General features: G+C 67.7%; 20 protein-coding genes. 4 read left to right on the plus strand and 16 right to left on the minus strand.

Annotation, left to right across the window (positions count from 1 at the left end; all coding sequences use genetic code 11):
- Positions 1–125: 125 nt before the first annotated feature.
- Positions 126–1,130 (minus strand): lipoyl synthase, encoded by a 1,005-nt coding sequence (gene lipA, locus ACFWP0_RS01135; protein WP_377839144.1) that lies wholly within the window; start codon positions 1,128–1,130, stop codon positions 126–128.
- A 169-nt stretch (positions 1,131–1,299) separates the two neighbouring features.
- Here lipA and ACFWP0_RS01140 point away from each other — a divergent pair, with 169 nt between their 5' ends.
- Positions 1,300–2,112, plus strand: a complete 813-nt coding sequence (locus ACFWP0_RS01140; protein WP_377839145.1) for a substrate-binding domain-containing protein — start codon at positions 1,300–1,302, stop codon at positions 2,110–2,112.
- A 41-nt stretch (positions 2,113–2,153) separates the two neighbouring features.
- On the opposite strand, the gene ACFWP0_RS01145 is transcribed toward ACFWP0_RS01140, so the two are convergent.
- From ACFWP0_RS01145 to ACFWP0_RS01190, 10 genes are all read right to left on the minus strand, one after another.
- Positions 2,154–2,891 (minus strand): tetratricopeptide repeat protein, encoded by a 738-nt coding sequence (locus ACFWP0_RS01145; protein ID WP_377839147.1) that lies wholly within the window; start codon positions 2,889–2,891, stop codon positions 2,154–2,156.
- Positions 2,888–3,526, minus strand: coding sequence for a lipoyl(octanoyl) transferase LipB (gene lipB, locus ACFWP0_RS01150; protein WP_377839148.1), 639 nt, complete (start codon positions 3,524–3,526; stop codon positions 2,888–2,890). The genes ACFWP0_RS01145 and lipB overlap by 4 nt, the downstream gene beginning before the upstream one ends.
- A 12-nt stretch (positions 3,527–3,538) precedes the next feature.
- A complete protein-coding gene (locus ACFWP0_RS01155; RefSeq protein WP_377839149.1) occupies positions 3,539–3,811 on the minus strand; it encodes a YbeD family protein in 273 nt (90 codons plus the stop codon).
- Positions 3,812–3,923: 112 nt separating this feature from the next.
- Positions 3,924–4,790 (minus strand): D-amino acid aminotransferase, encoded by an 867-nt coding sequence (locus ACFWP0_RS01160; RefSeq protein ID WP_377839151.1) that lies wholly within the window; start codon positions 4,788–4,790, stop codon positions 3,924–3,926.
- Positions 4,791–4,921: 131 nt separating this feature from the next.
- Positions 4,922–6,184: a D-alanyl-D-alanine carboxypeptidase family protein gene (locus tag ACFWP0_RS01165; protein ID WP_377839152.1), complete on the minus strand. Its 1,263-nt coding sequence runs from the start codon at positions 6,182–6,184 to the stop codon at positions 4,922–4,924.
- A 153-nt stretch (positions 6,185–6,337) separates the two neighbouring features.
- Positions 6,338–6,991: an alpha/beta hydrolase gene (locus ACFWP0_RS01170; protein ID WP_377839153.1), complete on the minus strand. Its 654-nt coding sequence runs from the start codon at positions 6,989–6,991 to the stop codon at positions 6,338–6,340.
- Positions 6,992–7,097: 106 nt separating this feature from the next.
- Positions 7,098–7,745, minus strand: coding sequence for an ABC-type transport auxiliary lipoprotein family protein (locus ACFWP0_RS01175; protein ID WP_377839155.1), 648 nt, complete (start codon positions 7,743–7,745; stop codon positions 7,098–7,100).
- Complete coding sequence (locus ACFWP0_RS01180; RefSeq protein ID WP_377839156.1) at positions 7,742–8,698, minus strand: MlaD family protein; 957 nt, start codon at positions 8,696–8,698, stop codon at positions 7,742–7,744. Before ACFWP0_RS01180 ends, ACFWP0_RS01175 begins: the two co-directional genes overlap by 4 nt.
- Positions 8,685–9,524: an ABC transporter ATP-binding protein gene (locus tag ACFWP0_RS01185; protein ID WP_377839157.1), complete on the minus strand. Its 840-nt coding sequence runs from the start codon at positions 9,522–9,524 to the stop codon at positions 8,685–8,687. The genes ACFWP0_RS01180 and ACFWP0_RS01185 overlap by 14 nt, the downstream gene beginning before the upstream one ends.
- Positions 9,524–10,654 (minus strand): MlaE family ABC transporter permease, encoded by a 1,131-nt coding sequence (locus tag ACFWP0_RS01190; RefSeq protein WP_377839159.1) that lies wholly within the window; start codon positions 10,652–10,654, stop codon positions 9,524–9,526. The genes ACFWP0_RS01185 and ACFWP0_RS01190 overlap by 1 nt, the downstream gene beginning before the upstream one ends.
- A 95-nt stretch (positions 10,655–10,749) precedes the next feature.
- On the opposite strand from ACFWP0_RS01190, the gene ACFWP0_RS01195 reads away from it, so the two are divergent.
- From ACFWP0_RS01195 to ACFWP0_RS01205, 3 genes are read left to right on the plus strand one after another with little or no spacing between them, the layout of a single operon-like run.
- Entirely contained in the window at positions 10,750–11,601 is an 852-nt protein-coding gene (locus tag ACFWP0_RS01195) for a biotin--[acetyl-CoA-carboxylase] ligase (RefSeq protein WP_377839160.1), read from the plus strand.
- Entirely contained in the window at positions 11,598–12,404 is an 807-nt protein-coding gene (locus ACFWP0_RS01200) for a type III pantothenate kinase (RefSeq protein WP_377839161.1), read from the plus strand. Before ACFWP0_RS01195 ends, ACFWP0_RS01200 begins: the two co-directional genes overlap by 4 nt.
- A 13-nt stretch (positions 12,405–12,417) precedes the next feature.
- Positions 12,418–12,582, plus strand: coding sequence for a hypothetical protein (locus ACFWP0_RS01205; RefSeq protein WP_377839163.1), 165 nt, complete (start codon positions 12,418–12,420; stop codon positions 12,580–12,582).
- A gap of 18 nt (positions 12,583–12,600) precedes the next feature.
- Here ACFWP0_RS01205 and ACFWP0_RS01210 read toward each other — a convergent pair whose 3' ends face one another.
- The 5 genes from ACFWP0_RS01210 to ACFWP0_RS01230 all read right to left on the minus strand — a co-directional run bounded on the left by ACFWP0_RS01210 (position 12,601) and on the right by ACFWP0_RS01230 (position 19,703).
- The gene (locus ACFWP0_RS01210) at positions 12,601–13,875 is read right to left on the minus strand and encodes a 3-deoxy-D-manno-octulosonic acid transferase (RefSeq protein ID WP_377839164.1); all 1,275 of its coding nucleotides are present in this window, start codon (positions 13,873–13,875) and stop codon (positions 12,601–12,603) included.
- A 1-nt stretch (position 13,876) separates the two neighbouring features.
- Positions 13,877–14,914: a lipopolysaccharide heptosyltransferase I gene (gene waaC, locus ACFWP0_RS01215; RefSeq protein ID WP_377839166.1), complete on the minus strand. Its 1,038-nt coding sequence runs from the start codon at positions 14,912–14,914 to the stop codon at positions 13,877–13,879.
- 119 nt (positions 14,915–15,033) lie between these two features.
- Entirely contained in the window at positions 15,034–16,074 is a 1,041-nt protein-coding gene (gene galE / locus ACFWP0_RS01220; RefSeq protein ID WP_377839167.1) for a UDP-glucose 4-epimerase GalE, read from the minus strand.
- Between the two features lie 9 nt (positions 16,075–16,083).
- Positions 16,084–16,971 (minus strand): glycosyltransferase, encoded by an 888-nt coding sequence (locus tag ACFWP0_RS01225; RefSeq protein WP_377839168.1) that lies wholly within the window; start codon positions 16,969–16,971, stop codon positions 16,084–16,086.
- Positions 16,968–19,703, minus strand: a complete 2,736-nt coding sequence (locus tag ACFWP0_RS01230; RefSeq protein WP_377839170.1) for a glycosyltransferase — start codon at positions 19,701–19,703, stop codon at positions 16,968–16,970. Before ACFWP0_RS01230 ends, ACFWP0_RS01225 begins: the two co-directional genes overlap by 4 nt.
- Positions 19,704–19,720: the final 17 nt, after the last annotated feature.

A 19,720-nucleotide genomic window follows, 5' to 3' on the forward strand; every position in this document is an offset into this window, starting at 1 on the left:
CGCCCCCGGCGCCCCCCCCCCCCCGGGGCCCCCAACCCCCAGCCCCGGGGCCGGGCGGGGGCCCCAATCACGCGGTTGTGGGCGGGGGGTGGCGCGGGCCCCCCCGCCCCCCCCCACCCCGGGACTCAGTTCACGCCGGCCGCATGCGCCTGTTCGTCCGCATGGTACGAAGACCGCACCATTGCGCCCACGGCCGCATGGGAAAAGCCCATGGCATACGCCTCGCGCTCAAACATGGCGAACGTGTCCGGATGCACATAGCGCAGCACGGGCAGGTGATGCTCGGAAGGCTGCAGATACTGGCCGATCGTCAGCATGTCCACGTTGTGATCGCGCATGTCGCGCATCACCTGCAGGATTTCCTCGTCCGTCTCGCCCAGGCCCAGCATCAGGCCGGACTTGGTGGGGACTTCCGGATGCAGCTTCTTGAACTCGGCCAGCAGTTTGAGCGAGTGCAGGTAGTCCGAACCCGGGCGCGCCTGCTTGTACAGGCGCGGCACGGTTTCCAGGTTGTGGTTCATCACGTCCGGGGGGCCCGCGTTCAGGATGGTGAGCGCGCGGTCCAGGCGGCCGCGGAAGTCGGGCACCAGCACCTCGATGCGGGTGGTGGGCGAGAGTTCGCGGATATGGGTGATGCAGTCCACGAAGTGGCCGGCGCCGCCGTCGCGCAGGTCGTCGCGGTCCACCGAGGTGATCACGACGTAGGACAGCTTCATCGCAGCGATGGTGCGCGCCAGGTTTTCGGGTTCTTTGGTGTCCAGGGGGTCCGGGCGGCCGTGACCCACATCACAGAACGGGCAGCGGCGGGTGCATTTGTCGCCCATGATCATGAACGTGGCCGTGCCCTTGCCGAAGCATTCGCCGATGTTCGGGCAGGACGCTTCCTCGCACACCGTGTGCAGGTTGTGCTCCCGCAGGATGCGCTTGATGTCGTAGAAGCGCGAGCCCGGGGCCGCGGCCTTCACGCGGATCCATTCCGGCTTCTTCAGGCGTTCCGCCGGAATGATCTTGATCGGGATGCGCGCCGTCTTGGCCTGCGATTTCTGCTTTTGCGTCGGATCGTAGGCCGCGTCCGCGGGCGCGGCGGCGGATTCGTTCGAGGGAACAGGAGACTCGGCGAGCGTAGACATTGGACACCTTCATGACCGGCGCGCAACAGGGCCGGGTCTGGGACAAAAAAGGCATTTTACCCTCCGCCGCCCGGATCCGCCCCGAGCGCGTCCCCGACCCGGGCCGGGACGGCCCGGGAACCGGCCTGCCTGGGTTATCGTCACGCCTGACGCATCCGCAGACTTTTCCATGCCCGCCCTGCCTACCCTACGCCCCGTTGCCCTGATCGCCCCCCGGCTGGACGCCGGACCCGCCGCCCAGGCCGTGCAGGCCTGCGCCGGGCTGCTCGCCCCCGCCGGCTACTATCTGGCCGCCGCCCCCTGGCAGGACGCCCAGGCGCTGCCCCTGCTGGGCGAACTGCGCCCGGCGGCCGCCCTGGTCATCGGCCCGCTGGACGATCCCGCCCTGCGCGCCGCCCTGGCGTCGCTGGAGATTCCGGTGGTGGAGACCTGGAGCGCATCCGCGCAGGCGTTGGACAGCGCCGTGGTGATCGACAACGCCGAAGCCGGCCGCATGGCCGCCCGGCACCTGGCGGAGAAGCGCCACGCGCTGGTGGCCTGCGTCAGCGCCGACAACCCCTGGGAACGCGCCCGGCGCGAAGGCTTTATCAGCAGCGCCGCCGCGCTGGGGCTGGAACAGGTCGCGGACATCGTGCAGCCCGAGGTGCAGCACATGAACGACGGCCGCATGGCCTTCCTGCGCCTGCTGGCCACCAATACGATCTTCGACGCGGTGTTCTGCACCTCGGACCTGCTGGCCGCCGCCGCCGTGTCGGAAGCGCACAACCGCGACCTGCACGTGCCGCAGGACCTGGCCGTGCTGGGCTTCACGGACGACGGCAGCGCGGCGCAGTGGGTGCAAGGGCTGACCACCCTGGGCGTGGACGCCGCCGCGCTGGGCAGGCGCGCCGGCCAGCTGCTGCTGGACCGCCTGGAGGGCGAGCGCGGCGCGGGGCAGCACGACACGATGGACGTGGTGTTCGAGGCCCGGCTCAGCACCTGAGCCGGCGGATGGCAGGCAGGGACGCGGCCGAAGGCCTGGCGTCACGGCTCCTGCGGATGTTCCTCGTACAGCGCCGGAAAGCCGCAGTCCTGCAACATGGCGTTGGCCTCCTTCAGGAAGGCCGGCGTGGACGTCTCGGGCACGCGGACCAGCCACTGGACGGCTTCCTCTTTCTGGCCGCGCAACAGCAGCAGGCGGCCCAGGTGGAACATGCCGCGAAAGTCGCCGCCTTCGGCGCAGCGCAGGTAGCAGTCGAACGCGCGCTCCATGTCTTGCGCGATGACGTCGCCCGCCTCATGGAACCGGCCCACCACGCCGATGGACTTCACGTGGCCGGCCTGCGCGGCCTGCTGGTACAAGGCCAGCGCGGCGGCCAGGTTCTGCGTCACGCCGCCCCGCCCGCTGCGCAGCATATGGGCGTAGTTGTACATGCCCCAGTCCAGCCCGCCGTCGGCGGCCAGCCGGAACCAGTAGGCCGCGACGGTATCGTCCGCCGGCACGCCCCAGCCGTTCTCGTAGCAGCGCCCCACCATGTTGATCGCCATCAGGTGGTCGGCGTTCGCGGCGCGCTTGAACCACGCCAGCCCTTCCTCGGGCTGGCGTTCGACGCCCACGCCGTCCAGCAGCATCTGCCCGTAGATGGTCTGCGCCTCGACCAGCCCCAGTTCGGCCGCCGCCCGTATCCAGGCGGCGTAGTCTTCGGCCGGCCCCGATTCGCGCAGGCGGGCCAGCTGCTCGGGCGTGGTGGCGGCGACATCGGCCGCGGTGTAGGTCTTCAAGTCGTGCTCCTTCGGCGGCGCCAGGCGTGCGCCAGGTTGAGCGCCAGCGCATCGCCCGCTTCGGTGGGCGTGCGCCTCACGCCACAGGCCGCCATGTCGACGGTGCGCAGCCCTTCGTAGCCGCAGGGATTGATGCCCAGGAAGGGCGCCAGATCCATCGCCACGTTCAGCGACACGCCATGGTAGGCCCTTCCATTGCGGATCTTGATGCCGAGCGCGGCGATCTTGGCCAGTTCGCCGCCAGCGGGGTCGGGCACGTAGACGCCGGGCGCGCCGGGCTTGCGGCAGGCGCCGCCCACGCCCAGCTGCTCCAGCGTGTCGATGACGGCCGCCTCGAGCAAGGAGACGTATTCCTTCACGTACATGTCGGCGCGGCGCAGGTCGAACAGCGCATACGCCATGACCTGGCCGGGCCCGTGGTAGGTCACCTGGCCGCCGCGGTCGCAATGAACGATGGGAATGTCGCCGGCGTTGAGCACATGCTGCGGCAGGCCGGCCTGGCCTAGCGTATAGACCGGCGCGTGTTCGCACAGCCAGATTTCATCGGGCGTATCGGCGCCGCGCAGGTCGGTGTATGCCTGCATGTCCTGCCAGACCGACAGGTAATCCGCCGGCCGCGCGAGCCACTTGATCACAGCCGTCTTGCCTTACAGGACGATGGACACCATCGGATGGCCGTGCAGCGCCTGGTAGAGCGCGTCGAGCTGCTCGCGGGACGTGGCCCGCACGGTGAAGGTCAGGCCCATGTAGTTGCCGCCCTTGCTGGGCCGCATCTCTACCGTCGCGGCGTCGAACCCCGGGTCGAACTGCAGCACGACTTCGGTCAGCGTCTGCGCAAACTCGGGGTGCTGCTTGCCCATGACCTTGATGGGAAAGTCGCTGGGATACTCGATCAAAGAATCTTCGGGCGGAATATGCATGATGTGCCTAAAAAGTGTTGCCCCTGAATGTTGTTATATGGGGGCAAGCGGCGCGCTGGCAAGTGCCTGCCGGCGGCAGCGGGCGGCCGTGGCGGCCGCCCGGGCACCAGGGTTACAGCGCGGCGATGCGGGCATCATAACCCGCACGCAATTGCTCAAAAACAGGGCCGGGCTTGCCGGATCCGACGGGCTTTCCATCCAGGGAGACGATGGCCAGCACTTCCTTGGTCGCGGACGACAGCATCAGTTCGTCGGCCTCTTCCACCTCTTGCTGCGAGATGGGGCGGGCCTCGAAGGGGATGCCGGCCTCGGCGGCCAGTTCGCCCAGCAGGCCATAGCGGATGCCTTCCAGGATCAGGTTGTTCTTGGGCGGCGCCAGCAGCTTGCCCCCGGAGACCACCCAGATGTTGGTGGACGAGCCTTCGGTCAGGCAGCCGTCGCGGAACTGCACGACCTCATCGGCGTTCGCGTCCACCGCCTGCTGCTTGGCCAGGACGTTGCCCAGCAGCGATACCGACTTGATCTCGCAGTGCAGCCAGCGCTCGTCGGGAATGCTGATCGCGGTCAGGCCCTGGGTGCGCTGCGCGGCGGGCGGCGGCGACCACGGCGAGACCATGCCGAATACCGTCGGCGCCACCGGCGTGGACGGGAACTGGTGGTCGCGCTTGGCCACGCCGCGCGTCACCTGCAGGTAGACGATGCAGGTGTCCAGGTTGGAGCGCGCCAGCAACTGCTGGATCAGGTCGATCCAGGCGGCGCGGTCGAACGGCTGCGCGATCCGCAGGGCCGCCAGGCTGCGGTCCAGGCGGTTGAGGTGTTCGGCCATGCGGAAGGCATTGCCCTGGTAGACGGGGACGACTTCGTAGATGCCGTCGCCGAAAATAAAGCCGCGATCGAGGACGGAGACCTTGGCCTCGTCCACACGCAGGAACTCACCGTTGAGATACACCTGGCTTTCGCCCGGCACGCCCGGAATCATGAGGCACTCCTGAATATAAAAAGGACAGGGACGGGCCGCAGGGCCCGCCCCCATGAATGCAAAACGGGCGTTTCGCGCACGAAACGCCCGCTGCTAGCTTACACCCGCGGCCGCGCCCGTGGCGCGTCCGTTTACTGGAACCAGCGCTTGACGGTGTCGACCATGCGGCCGAAGAAGCCGGCGCGCTCCACGGCGTCCTGCACCACCAGCGGTTCGGTGCGCAGCACCTTGCCGTCCAGCGTGAACTGCAGCGTGCCGACCTGCTGGCCCTTGGCCAGCGGGGCGATCAGCGGATCGGTGCGTTGCGCCACCGGCTTGAGCTCGCCGGCCTTGCCGCGCGGCACCGCGATCGACACCGGGTTGGGCGGGCCCAGCTTGACGTTCTCGGCCGTGCCTTCCCATACGCGAGCGTCGATGCCGGGCTGGCTCTTGTCGAACAGCTTCACGGTGTCGAAGTTCTGGAAGCTCCAGTTCAGCAGCTTCAGGCTTTCTTCGGCGCGCGTGGCTTCGCTGTCCGTGCCCACCACGACCACCAGGATGCGGCGGTCGCCGCGCACCGCGGTCGACACCAGGCAATAGCCGGCCGAGTCGGTGTGGCCCGTCTTCATGCCGTCCACGGAGGGATCGGCCCAAAGCAGGCGGTTGCGATTGGGCTGGGTGATCTTGTTGTAGGTGTAGCTCTTCTGCTTGTAGTAGTGGAAGAAGTCCGGATGATCCGTGATCAGGTGCGACGACAAGGTGGCCAGGTCGCGCGTGGACGTCATGTGCTGCGGATCCGGCAGGCCGGTCGCGTTCATGAAGTGCGTGTTCTTCATGCCCAGGCGTCCGGCTTCCTGGTTCATCAGCGAGGCAAAGGCCGCTTCGCTGCCGCCCACGGCTTCGGCCAGCGCCACCGATGCGTCGTTGCCCGACTGCACGATCATGCCCTGGTTCAGCTCGTCCACCGTAACCGGCTTGCGCGGTTCGATGAACATGCGCGAACCGCCGGTGCGCCAGGCGTGCTCGGACACGGGCACGGTCTGCTCCAGCGTCAGGCGCTTTTCTTCCAGCGCGTTGAACACGACGTAGGCCGTCATGATCTTGGTCAGCGAGGCCGGCTCGACCTTCGAGTCGGGGTTGGACGCAGCCAGCGTCTGGCCGCTGTTCACGTCGACCACGATCCACGCCTTGGCCGCGATGGTGGGCGCCGGCACGGCCGACACATCGCCGACAGGCACCGCGCCCGTGGCCGTGGGAGCCGGCGCCGCGGCGCCGGTCGCGGCGGGCGCGGCGGCGGGGGCCTGTTGCGCCCAGACCGGCATCGAGGCCGCGAGCATCGCCGACAGCACCGCGCCGGACAACAGGCGGCGGGTAAAGACAACAGGGGATTGAGCGGAGTAAGGCAAATTCTTCATCGGCAACGTGGGTCCAGGAATGACGCCCGCCGGCGCGGGGCAAGTGGCTGACAATTATAGGCAGTCGATAGGACCCCTCTGCCCCGGGCAGGGTTCCCCGTTCATACAAACATGCAACCTGATGCAACCTGGGGCCTGCCCCGCGGCAGCGGTTCAGTCCAGCGCCACCTTCAGGCGCGCCTGCACCAGTTGGCGCAGCACCAGCAGCTTTCCGTGGAAGAAATGCGATGCGCCCGGCACCACGACCACCGGAATGGAGCGCGGCCGCGCCCAGTCCATGGCCTCGGACAGCGGCACGACTTCGTCTTCTTCGCCGTGCACCATCAGCGTGTCGTCGGGCACCTGCACTTCGTGCGACTGGAAGCGGTTCACGGCCGGCCCCATCAGCATCAGGGCCGCGGGCAGCACCGGGTCGCCCTGTTCCGCCAGCGCGGCGTAGGTCTGCGCGGCGACGGCGGTGCCGAAGGAAAAGCCCGACAGCACCCAGGGCGCCTGGGCCAGCTCAGGATGCAGCTCGCGCATCTGCGCCACCACGGCCAGCATGTCCTGGGTCTCGCCCACGGACTTGTCGAACGCCCCTTCGGACTGGCCGACTCCGCGGAAATTCGGACGCACCGCCACCAGGCCGTGCTGCACGCAGGCGCGCGACAGCGTCGTGACCACCTTGTTCTCGCGCGCGCCGCCTTGCAGCGGGTGCGGATGCAGCACCAGCGCCCAGCCCCGCGGCGTGCCGCCAGGCCAGTCGATGGCGCAATCGATGCGGCCGGCGGCGCCGACGAATGCGTGGGTTTCAGTGCGTGCGGACATGGCGTGACTCAGCGTGCGGAAAAAGGAACGATGTTAACCGCCCGTGTTGCCGGGCAGATGTCTGGCGGCAGATGCTGCAGGTGTCTGACACCCTAGAAAAGCCTGCTCAGGGAGAAGATCGTCTCCCACGGGTGTCAGACACCGGGGAAGTCACGGCGCCACGGGTGTCTGACACCGGGGAAGTCACGGCGGCCAGCCATTGCGCCAGCTGGTCGGCGGCCTCGTCGCTGGCCTGGCGCAGCGCGGCCACGCCGCCTGCGGCATCCTGGGTGGGCGCGGGCGCCTGCACCATGATGCGCTTCTGGTCCACCACGGCGCGGCCATTGAGCAGCACCGCCTGCAGCACGATGAGGCCCTGGCTGGACTGGCCGTCCTCGGCGAACACCTGCTCGAACTGCGTCAGCGACACCTGCAACTGGGGCGTCTGCAGGCTGACGCGGTCGTTCAGGACGGGCCCCTGGCGCGACAGGCGGTCGGTAATGCGCTGGCGCACCAGCTCCGACGGCGACGAGGCCCAACGGTAGGTCGCGTACGACTTGGGCGCGGCGCTGTCGCCCACCCGCCAGATCATGCTGGTATCGGACAAGGCGGGCACCGCCTGGAACGTCAGCGCGACCGCCTCGCGCGCCGGCAAGGCGGGCACGGGCCGCGCGTCCAGCCCCAGGTCGAATACCTTGGGCGGCTCGCCAACTCGGCCGATGCCGCAGCCCGCCAGGGCCAGGGTCAGGATCAGAATGGCGCTACGCATCTTCATTTGGGCTGCCTCCCGAAGCCGGCAAAGCCGGGTTCGCCGGGTCCCGGCGCAACGGGCGCGGGACCGAACAAGAATGATTGCGGCGTGCTGTCCACACGGCGCAGGGTAACGGCCGCGCCGCGCGCGGCCGCGCTGACGCTTGCGGCCATGCCGGTGATCGCCGGCAGGGTTTCGCCATCCAGCCGCGCGGCGGCCAGGGCGATATCGTTGAGGCTGCGCGTGGCGCCGGCCAGGGGGCCGTCGGGCGCATTGAGCCGCGCCAGCGACTGGCGGGCCTGCTGGGCCAGGTCGGCCACCTCGCGCGCGGCGCGATCCGCCTGGCGCGAGGTATTGCCCAGCGACTCCAGCAGAGGGCCCAGCTTGCTCAAGGTGGGCGCCAGATCGCGGCTGGCCTCTTTCAAGGACTGCGTAATGTCGGTCGCGTTCTGCAGGCTGGCGGTCAGCGCCTGCACGTTCTGTTCGCTCAGGACGCGCCGCAGCTGCTCGGTGGCTTCTTCGACGTTGGAGATCAGCTTGCCGCCGCGCTGCTCGATGCGGTCCAGGAACCCGGGGCGCAGCGGGATGGCGGCGGGATGCTCGGCCGAGGACGCCAGGCGCTTGAGCGACGTGCCGTCGTCGCGCAGCTCGACATTGGCCATGCCGGTCACGCCTTGCACCCCGAGCTCGGCCCAGGTCGATTCGGTGATGGGGGTGTTCGGCGCCACGCCGATGCGGATGCGGACCTGGCCCGGCTTGTCGGGGTTGAGCGCGAGCGACTGCACGCGGCCGACGGGCACGCCCTGGTAGCGCACCGACGATTGCGGATTCAGGCCGGAGACGGCGGTGGCGGAGACGATCTCGTAGGTCTGGAGGTGGGTCCGGTCGCGGCCGATCCAGATGGCCACCAATGCCGCGGCGGCCAAGAGGACCAGCGTGAAGATGCCCGCCATGAGCGCATGACTACGGTTTTCCATGATGCATTCCCTTCGGCGCCAGGTCCCCCAGGGCGCGCAGACCGCGTTCGCCCAGGAAGAATGTGTGAATGAACGGGTGATCGACCTTCAGGACTTCAGGCACCGTGTCGCAAACGATCACCCGCTTGTCCGCCAGCACGGCGACGCGCGTGGCCAACGCCAGAAGCGTGTCCAGGTCGTGCGTCACCATGACGACGGTAAACCCCAACTGCCGGTGCAGGCTGCGCACCAGATCCACGAACTCGTCGGACCGCAAGGGGTCCAGGCCGGCCGTGGGCTCGTCCAGGAACAGGAGTTCCGGGTCCAGCGACAGCGCGCGCGCCAGCGCCACGCGCTTGACCATGCCGCCGGACAGGTCCGAAGGGCGCTTGTCCGCGTCGCGCGACGACAGGCCCACCATGGCCAGGCGGCACATGACGACGTCGCGCACCAGGTCCTCGGGCACCGAGCGCAGCTCGCGCAAGGGCAGCGCCACATTGTCGAACACCGACAGCGCGGAGAACAGCGCGCCGGCCTGAAACAGCATGCCCCAGCGGTACGAGAGGCGGCGCCGCTGGCCCGGCGTCAGCTCCGACAGCGCGTGCCCCAGCACCTTCACCGTGCCCGCCGCCGGCACGTCCAGCCCGATGATCTGCCGCAGCAGCACGGTCTTGCCCGTGCCCGAGCCGCCCACCAGCACCAGGATCTCGCCGGGAAAGACGGTCAGGTCCAGGTTCTCGTGCACGACGTGGTCGCCAAAGGCGGTGCGCAGGCCGCGCACGGTGATGACGGGCTCGACGGTGACGCCGTCTTCGGTGAACAGCCGGTGCTGGGTGGCGCTGTTCATCAGATGCCCACCGTGCTGAAAATGACGGCGTACACCGCGTCCAGCAGGATCACGCCGGTGATGGACGTTACGACCGAGGTCGTGGTGCCGCGCCCCAGGCTTTCGGTGTTGGGCTGGATGCGCAGGCCGAAATGGCAGGCGACCAGCGCGATCAGGATGCCGAACGTCACCCCCTTGAACAGGCCGATCCAGTAATTGGTCAGCGAAATGGCGTCGGGCAGCGATTGCAGGAACCACTGCGCCGACACGCCAAGCTGCGCCTGCGCGGCCAGCATGCCGCCCAGGAGCGCCATCGCGCTGGTCCACAGCGCCAGCAGCGGCATGGTCAGGGCAAGCGCCACCACGCGCGGCAGGATCAGCCGCTGCCCGTGCGAAATGCCCATGACCAGCATGGCGTCCAGTTCCTGCGTGACGCGCATGACGCCGATCTGCGCCGTGATGGCCGAGCCCGACCGGCCGGCCACCAGGATGGCCGCCAGCACCGGCCCCAGCTCGCGCACGATCGACACGCCCAGCAGGCGCACGATGAAGCGGTCGGCGCCGATCATCTGGAGCTGCTGCGCGGACAGGTAGGACAGCACCACGCCGATCAGAAAGCCCACCAGCGCCGTGATGCCCAGCGCCTGCGCGCCGGTGCGGTACACCTGCGCGGAGATCTCGCGCCACGGTCCCAGCCGGGGCCGGCGCAGCATCGCGCCCAGGTCCAGGATCAGCTGGCCGAGCATGATGAGCAGGGCGCGGCCATTTTCGGCGCCGCGGAAGATGGTCGCGCCCAGCGCGCGCACCCATCCCCAGGATTCGGCCTTGGGCGCCGCCCCCTGGGCCTCGCCCTTGTTCATGGCCAGCGCGTTGAATACGTCCTGCTGCCCGGCCGCCCAGCGCACGCGTTCGGGCAGCCGTTCGCCCCAGGCCTGCCAGATGAGCAGCGCGCCGATGGTGTCCAGCCGGTTGATGCCGTGCAGGTCCCAGCGGGCGCCGTCCTTGGACGCGCGCGCCAGCGCCGCCCGCCGGCGTTCGACTTCGCCCGCTTCGGCCAGCGCCAGGACGCTCCAGTCGCCGCCCACATGGCACACGCCGCCTTCGTAGCGAAAAGGCGCGGCGGTGGTCGCGAATGTAGCGGAATGCGGCATGAAGTCAGGATACCGATGCAAAATGTATCGCCAATCATATACGCAGGGCCCCCGCCACCGCGAGCGCGGACCGCGCGTGCCCTACAATCGCCGCCATGCCCGCTCACGTCTGCCCCATCGACCTGCCCGCGCCGGAAACCCTAGCCCGGACGCTGGGCACGCGCCTGCCCGCCTTTCAAGACATAGCCTGGACCGGCAGCACCGGTTCGACCAACGCCGACCTGCTTGCCCGGGCCCGCGCGGGCGCGGGCGCCGGCAAGCCGTGGCTGCTCGGGACGCATTTGCAGGAAACCGGCCGCGGCCGCGCCGGCCGCCCCTGGCAGAACCGCGCGGGCTCGACGCTGATGTTCTCCTGCGCGTTCGACGTGCATCTGCCCGCCACGCAATTGCCGGCGCTGTCCCCGTTGGCCGGCGTCGCCGCCTGCGAGGCGCTGCGCGCGGTGGCCGGCCCCGATGCTTCGGGGCTGTGCATGAAGTGGCCTAACGACGTGCAGTGGCATGACGCCAAGCTGGCGGGCGTGCTGGTGGAGACCACCCGCAATCCCGGCGGGCGCGAAGCCGGCTACACGGTGGTGATCGGCATGGGCGTGAACCTGACCGACGCGGCCGAACTGTCGCTTGCGCTGGGCCGCGAGGTGTCCGACTGGACCCAGGTGCAGGCCCATTGCGCCCACGCCGCGCTCGCCGCGGATCTGGTCTGCGCCAGCGCGACCGCGTGGCACGAAGCCGTCCAGACGCTGGAGCGCGAAGGCTTTGGCGCGTTCAAGCGGCGCTTTGACCAGGTGGACGCGCTGGCGGGCCGCAAGGTGAATGTGCTGGACAAGGGCGCTATCCTTCTTAGCGGCACCGCCTGCGGCGTGGACGAGCAAGGCCGCCTGCTGGTGCAAACGCCCGAGGGCGCCACACCGATCTCCATCGGTGAAATTTCGATTCGACGCCAAGCATGATTATTCTCATCGACTCCGGCAACAGCCGTCTCAAAGTGGGTTGGCTGGACGCCAGCAACCCGGACATGCCGCGCGAGCCGGCGGCGGTCGCCTTCGACGGTCTGGACCTGGACGCGCTGGACGGCTGGCTGACCGCGCTGCCCCGCCCGCCCTTGCGCGCGCTGGGCGTGAACGTGGCCGGCGAAGCCCGCGGAACGGCCATCGCGGCCATCCTGCAAAAGCACGGCTGCGCGGTGACCTGGTCGCTGTCGCAGGCCACGACGCTCGGCCTGGTCAACAGTTACCGCACCCCCACGCAACTGGGCGCCGACCGCTGGGCCTCGCTGCTGGGCGTGCTGTCGCGCCTGCCCGGCGCTCATCCGCCCTTCGTCCTGGCCAGCTTCGGCACCGCCACCACCATAGACACCGTCGGCCCCGACAACGTCTTTGCCGGCGGACTGATACTGCCCGGTCCCGCCATGATGCGCCATGCGCTGGCCCATGGCACCGCCAACCTGCCCATCGCCCACGGCCAGGTCGTGCCCTACCCCACGGATACGCACGAGGCCATCGCCTCGGGCATCGCGGCGGCCCAGGCCGGCGCCGTCGTGCGCCAATGGCTGGCCGGCCGCCAGCGCTACGGCCAGACCCCCCAGATCTACGCGGCGGGCGGCGGCTGGCCCGAAGTCCATCAGGAAATCGAGCGGCTGCTGGCGGACGCGGGCGGGGCCTTTGGCGCCGTCCCGGTGCCGGTGTATCTGGATCACCCCGTCCTGGACGGACTGGCCGCGGTAGCGCGCGCCACCCTGGACGCCAACGCCTGAGCGAGGCCCCGGCATGCGCGTGCTCTTCATCCTGATCCTGCTGGCGAACCTGGGGGTCTATGCGCTGGGCCAGGGCTGGCTCGGCGCCCGCCCCGAGGACGAAGGACGCGATACGCGCCGTTTCAGCCAGGAGCTCAATCCCCAAGCCGTGACGCTGGTCCCCCGCAAGGCCCCTTAGCGGCCGCTCGCGCGCAGGTCAGCCCAGCCGGGACGCCAGCGCCTCGAGCGTGCGCCGGGTCGCGCCGGCGTGCGTGGCGAACCAGCTCCGCGCCGCCTGGCTGGCGCGCTGCCGCCCGGCCTCGTCGGCCAGCATCGCCACCGCCATCCCCACCGCCTGCCCCGCGTCAGGCGCCCGCTGCGCGGCGCCCGCCTCGATCGCATCCTCGGCCGCCTGCTTGAAATTGAACGTATGCGGACCCACGATGACCGGCACGCCGGCCGCGCAGGCTTCGATCAGGTTCTGCCCGCCCAGCGGCGCGAAGCTGCCCGCCACGATCGCCACGTCCGATGCGGCGTAATAGAACGCCATCTCGCCCAGCGTATCGCCCAGCAGCACGGCGATGTCCTGTCCGGCGCCCGCGGACTCGGACCGCCTGGCAAACGGCAGGCCGGCATCCGCCAGCAGGCGGGCGGCCTCGTCAAAACGTTGGGGATGGCGGGGAATCAGCAGGAACAGCGGCGCGCCGGGCGTTCCCGCATGCCGCTTGATCGCGTCGATGAACGGGCCGTCTTCGCCCTCCCGGGTGCTGGCCACCGCGACGACCTGTCTTCCCAGCTGCACGCGCCACGCCTGCCCCGCCTGCACCTGCGGCGCCGGCAGCACCAGATCGAATTTCAGGTTGCCCGTCACGACAGGCGCGGGCGCGCCCGCCTGGGCCAGCCGCGCGGCATCCTCCGCTGTTTGCGCCAGCACCGCGTCCAGCCCGGCCAGGGCTTCGCGCATCACGCTGCCCATCCTGCCCGCCTGACGCAGCGATGACGCGGAGTAGCGGGCGCTGACCAGCACCATGGGCACCTTTGCCGCCCGGGCGGCGGCCAGCAGATTGGGCCAGATCTCGCGTTCTATCAGCAAGCCGCAACGCGGCTGGTGGCGGACCATGAAACGGCGGGTCGCGCCAGGGAAGTCGTAGGGCAGCCAGGCCTGGCGCAGCTGGCCCCGGCCGATGGCGTCCTGGAACAGGCGTGCGCCCTCGGCGCGGCCGGTCGCCGTCACATGCGTCAGCAGCACCGGCAGGCCGCGGTCCAGCAGCGCCTGCAGCAGCGGCTGCGCGGCCCGGGTCTCGCCCAGGCTGACGGCATGCACCCAGACGGGGGCCGCCAGCGGCGCGGAGGAAGGGGATGGGGCGTGGCCGAAGCGCTCGGGGGAAAAGATCTCCCATTGGCCTCCCGCGCGCCTGGCGCGGCGGGCCATCCACAGCCAGACCAGCGGCGCCAACGCTCTGAGCGCCAGAGTGTAGACGCCGCGGTTCATGTCACTGGGCGGCCAACGCCTGCTCCACCGAGGCCATCACGGCCTCGCGCGATGGCGAGGCGCCACGGTCGCCCAGGCTGGCGGTGTAGTTCGAACCGACCAGCGGCGTTCTCACGGGGGTGGAGGCGCGGTAGATGCCGATGGTCGGGCGGCCCAGGGCCGCGGACAGATGCGTCAGGCCGCTGTCCAGCCCCACCATCAGGCGGGAGCCGGCCAAGAGGCGCGCGACCGAGCTCAGGTCCATGCGGGGCATCACCTCGGCGCCGTCCATGCCCGCCACGAGCAGGCTTGCGCGCTCGGCCTCCTGGTCGTTGCCTGCCAGCAGCTTCAGCGTGCAGCCGGCCTCGCGCAGGCGACGAAAAACCACGCGCCAGTCCTCCTCGGGCCAAAGCTTGTCGTCGCGGCTGGCCGACGGCATGATCACCGCGTAGCCGCGGTCGGTATCCAGATGATGCAGGCGCGGGAGCTCATTGGCGTTCAAGCCGGCGCTGCCCACTTCCAGCGTGGGCTCGACGGGTTGCGTCGCTTGGCGGGCGAAGGCCTGCAGGCCGAAGTCCGGCAGGCCGGCATGCTGGTAGCCGAAGGTCAGGCCGGCCAGCTTGCGCTGGCGGATCACCGCGGGCTGCCAGAACTCCACGCGGTGGCGCACGTTATAGAACAGCGACGCCAGCGGCTCGCGCGCCGAACGCCAGTCCAGGCCATGCCGCACGCCGCGCGCCTGGCGCACCAGCCACGCGGACTTCAGCAGGGCCTGCATGTCCAGGACCACGTCGTACTCCACCGAGCGCAGGCGCTCGCGCAGCGCGCGCCGTTCGGCCCGCACCTGCGCGGACCACCAGGACTTGCGCCAGCGGCGATGCGCCACCTTGATGATTTCGTTTACCGCGGGATGCCAGGACGGGATCTCGGCGAATGCCTCTTCGACGACCCAGTCTATCTGGGCGTCGGGCACATGCCGGGCGATATCCGTGATCGCCGGCAGCATGTGGACGAGGTCGCCCAGGGAGGACGTGCGAACAATGAGAATGCGGGTGGGCATCAAAGCTGATGATCGTGCAATTGAAGCAGCGAATGTACAACAAACATCGCTAGTCACGAAGGGCGCGGTTACTTACCCCGCGGGGCGTCCAAACCCGCTGAAACCGCGTCTCGCCGTTTTCAGCCACCGTATCCGTCAGGATTCTGCGATTGCCAGCGCCATCCATCCGCGCACATTTGCTCAATGCTTCTTTCCGCTTTCCAGCCCAGCAACCGGTAGGCCAGCGCCGGATCCGCCCAGGCGGAAGCGATATCCCCCGGCCGCCGGGGCTGCATCGTACAGGCGATTGTCTTGCCGCTGGCCTGCTCAAACGCCCGCACCAGCTGGAGCACGCTCGTCCCCCTGCCCGTTCCCAGGTTAATCGCGGAAAAGGGCTCCGCCGCCTGGCCTGCATACTGCACGGCCCGCACATGGCCGTCCGCCAGATCTTCCACATGGAGGTAGTCGCGCACGCCCGTACCGTCCACCGTGTCGTAGTCGTCCCCGAAAACCATCAATTTTTCCCGCTTTCCCACGGCCACCTGGGTGATGAAGGGAAACAGGTTGTTCGGCGTGCCTTGAGGCGCCTCGCCAAGGACTCCGCTCGCGTGCGCGCCAATCGGGTTGAAATAGCGCAGCGCCACCGCCCTGCGCGCTTCGCCGGTCGCGGCCCAGTCTTTCAGCACCTGCTCGACCATCGCCTTCGTCCACCCGTAGGGGTTGGTGGGCGCGATCCTGTGCTGCTCGGAATAAGGCAGCTCAATGGGTTCGCCGTAAACCGTGGCCGAGGAGCTGAAGACGAGATGACGCACCTGAGCCCTGTCCATGGCCGACAGCAGCGTCGTCGTTCCGCCCACATTGTTGTCGTAGTAGGCGAGCGGATTCGCCACGGACTCGCCAACCGCCTTCAACGCGGCAAAATGGACCACGCACTCGACGGGACTGCCATCTTGGGCCTTGCGCTGGAACAGGCCATCCAGCAGTTTCCCGTCGCGGATATCGCCCTCAACAAACTCTATCGGCACTCCGCTCAATTGCTGGACCCGCCGCAGAACTTCCGGAACGCTGTTCGAGTAGTTGTCCAGCACGACCGGCCGGTAACCTGCCGCGATCAGCGCAAGCAGCGTGTGCGAGCCGATATAACCTGCTCCGCCCGTCACCAATAATGTTCTGTTCATCATATTGAATGCCTAATGTCTTTTTCTGGCGCGCAAGACGCGCTCGTACAAGAACTGCCGGAACCGATGAGGCAAAATTCTAATGGGCAAGCGCGACGCCAGGTTCAAGGCAAGCCGAGGCAATGCGATGAATCCCGATTTGTAGAACGCCCATTGGGCCCGGAACTCTCCCGCAGCGTAGCCGAAGCCGCCCCGGCGCGCGTACATTCCCGCCCCTGCCCTGGCATTGACCAGAACCGCCGGCAAGTTCGCCGTGCGGGCGCCCGCCAGGATCATCCGCACCCAGAGCGCATAATCCTCATACAGATGCTCATTGCGGTAGCCGCCCAGCGACAACGCCAGGTCCCGCCTGAACATGACCGTCATGTGATTGAAGGGGTTACGCCGCTTCGCGTAGGCAAGAATGGCCTCATGGCTTTCAGGCACACGGCGCAGGCGCCCTTCATCGGTGGCGGGATCGGCATCGAACTCCCATATCCAACCCCCGAACAGATCGACTTCGGGAACAGATTCGATCAATTCCAGTTGCCGCGCAAACCGGTCGGGGACGATCAGGTCATCGGTATCGAAGCGGGCAATCCATCCATGGCGGCACTGTTTCAACCCTTCCGTAAGGGCGGGTCCCAGCCCCACGTTCTCGGCCAGGGCGACCCGCCGCAAATTCAAGGCGGCCTCGTGGCGCGCGATGATTTCGTGCAGGGCATCCGGCAGCGGACCGTCTTGCACCAGGACAACCTCCGGAAGCGCGACAGTGGACGCCCGCAAGCTCCAAAACGCCGCGTCGAGAAACTCCGCCTTTTCGCCGCGATACACCGACATCAGGACAGAAAACATGACGCCGGGCGCCGACTGTTCCCGCCCAGCCCCTGTCACGGTCGCCGGCTCTTCGCGATGGTTCACCGGAACAGTCTCCGGACTCTCGTGTATCCGCGGTAGACCGCGACGATCATCCGGCGCAACCTCGGCTTCTGGATCATCGAGCGGATCAGATTGATCAGTTCGATTTCCTTCTCGGACAGGCTGGCTCCCGCCAGTTGAGCCCCTCCCTTGCCGCCATCCGTGTTCGCCAGGCTGAACAGGATATTGGCGTCAAGCCGGCTGAAGCCGGCCAGATTCCGTACAAGCCGGCGGCGCCCGAAATACTTGTTATACGTCTTGGACATGCTGCCCGGGGTGTTGCGATACAAATACCCCAGTGAAGGGATCAGCGAGAATCGCTGGCCCGACCACGCCAGGCGGGCGAAAAATGCCCAGTCCTCCCAAACCGACCGGTCCGAGTCATCCCACCCGCCAAGCTCGCGCAAGCGAGCCGTGCGCACCATGACGTTCGCGGTGATGTACTGGTTTTCCAGCAGCGCAAGCGCCTTGGCCTCAGGCACGCCCAGCGGTTTCCAGAACCATCCATCCAGCAGCGGCTCCGCGCTCTTCGGCAGCGATTTGAGCTCCGTGAAATGCAGCGCAAAGCCCGTGGCGGCAACGAGCGACGCGTCCAGCGACATCGCGGCCCAGGCCTCGTCCAATGTGTGCGGCAACAGGATATCGTCGCTATCGATAAAGAACGTAAGCGGCGATCCCGACAACTCCAGACCCGCATTTCGGGCGCCCGCCAGGCCCCGGTTCTCCTGCCGATGCAGGCGAACGGCAATCGTCCCGCCGATTACGCGATCAATCAGGTCCCGCAGACCGGCGTGGTAGTCCGGGGCAGAGCCGTCGTCGATCACGATGAGCTCCGTGGGCTTCAACCGCGAGTGACGTATCGAAAGAAGCAACTCTTCGACATAATCCGTCGGGGTGTTGAACACCGGCACGACTACGGAAACATCGCATTCCGGGACGATGGCAAAAGCCCGCCTATCGGGAGACCGCGAGGGCTGGCCGGAGCGGCTCCACCCTTCGTTGATGGAAATCTGCCTGGCTCTCGTACGCTCTCGCGATGCGTTCAGGTCGGCGCCGTATTCCTGCGGGGACATCCGCAGGACTTCCCCAATCTTCTTTGCCAGCGACACCGCATCCGGCGCCGAAAAAAAGCGCTCGACATGCTGAGGATCGTCGACGACCTCGATCGCGCCGCCCGTGTTGTACGCCACGAACAGAGAGCCCAGCAACAACTGCTCAAGAATCACGAACGGATAATTCTCGCCACGCGACGGCACGACAAACAGCGTATCCGACAGCCTTTCATGCACGAACGCCAGCAACTGCTCGTGCGTAAGATGCAGGTCCTTGTAGCTGCAGATCGCATCAAGGCGCTTGCGGTCCTCGTTGCCCGGGCTCAAGGGCCCCAGGGACACGACTTCGGAAACGTCCCGCAAATAGCCTTCGGCGGCAAGCGACTCCATGGCCGTCACGAAATCCGGCCATCCTTTCAACTGGTTGTACTTTCCAATAAAAACGATGCGCTTTACTTTCTTGAAGCTCGTGGTCTGCGCCGGCGGCACAAGCGCCAAGTCAAAAGGCAGCTTTGTGATGGAGAGATTGTTCAGCTCATAGCCGAACTCCTGCTGCAGCAGGCGCTCGCCCAGATAGCGGGACGGGGCATAGCATTCGTCCGCATGCTTGAAGAGGTAACTGTCCCGGACCGCCCAAGCCAACTCATGCGGCGTATAGTCCATGGACGTTTCGTTCTGGACCCCATACTTCACGTAGTCTATGGAGCCATGCATGAATATGCGTATGCGCAGCCACTGCGGCAAAACGCCCGTCCGCTTGGCCTGCACGACGCGAAAGCCGATCGATTTGTAATCCTGAGACTCTACCGTCGTTATACGCGGCAAGAGATACAGGATTCCCTTCACCGCTTCCAACAGGCCCAGCCCGTCAAAAAAACTGTCGCGGCCGATGCCCTCGAAAAACATGCGCGGCACAAACGTGCGTCCATCCAGGCCGGCAGGGCTCAGGTCCACATCGCACATCAGGGCACAGGAACGCGGATCCACCGCCTTGATGTTCTTCACGTAGGTGCCGATGCCGCCCGTGGCGCGCACGGTCGCGTCCTCCGTCGTCAGCAGCAGTTGGTCAGCCTCCAGCAGCCCGGCGGAAAAGCCCTGTGCTTCCAGATACCGGCCATACGCCTCGCGTTCGATGCTTGCCTCGATGAGCATCGCCTCGTCAGCAGTTGTCCGGCGATGAAGCAGAAAGCCGCTTTTCTCGAGGAAATCCGAGAATTGCCGGGCGGTCCAGGCTTGGGCGTTCCCCAGCTCTTTTTCGACCACGAACAGGATCGGGCACGCTTCGTCCAGGCTCAGCCGTTTCAGCGCCAAGAGCAGCGGCCTGGGGTCCGATAGCTGCGCGAGCAGGCTGGCGGATACGATCCAGGCGGTGGCGGGCGCGGCGTGCGAGCGGACGAGCGCGTCCACCTGCCCCGTCCAGTTATCCAGCATCCAGGACATGGGCGGGGCCTTCAAGTCGGCGCTTCCTCCCAGGGCATGGACTGACGCAGGCACGGTCTGCGCACCGGGGCTGAACGCGCCGATCAGTACCGCCTTGCTGAACCCTTTTTCAGTTATGTACTGATCCAGGCCAGCAGACCAGTATGGCGTTGCGGGGATCGACGGCGGACGACCCGGGCTTCCGAGCACGCCGCCGCCATGAATTCCGAAATTGGCGAATGCGCCGATACTTTTTAAGCTCATATATATGCGGACCGAGC

The sequence above is a fragment of the Achromobacter sp. NPDC058515 genome (assembly GCF_042721735.1).
Lineage (GTDB): Bacteria > Pseudomonadota > Gammaproteobacteria > Burkholderiales > Burkholderiaceae_B > Achromobacter.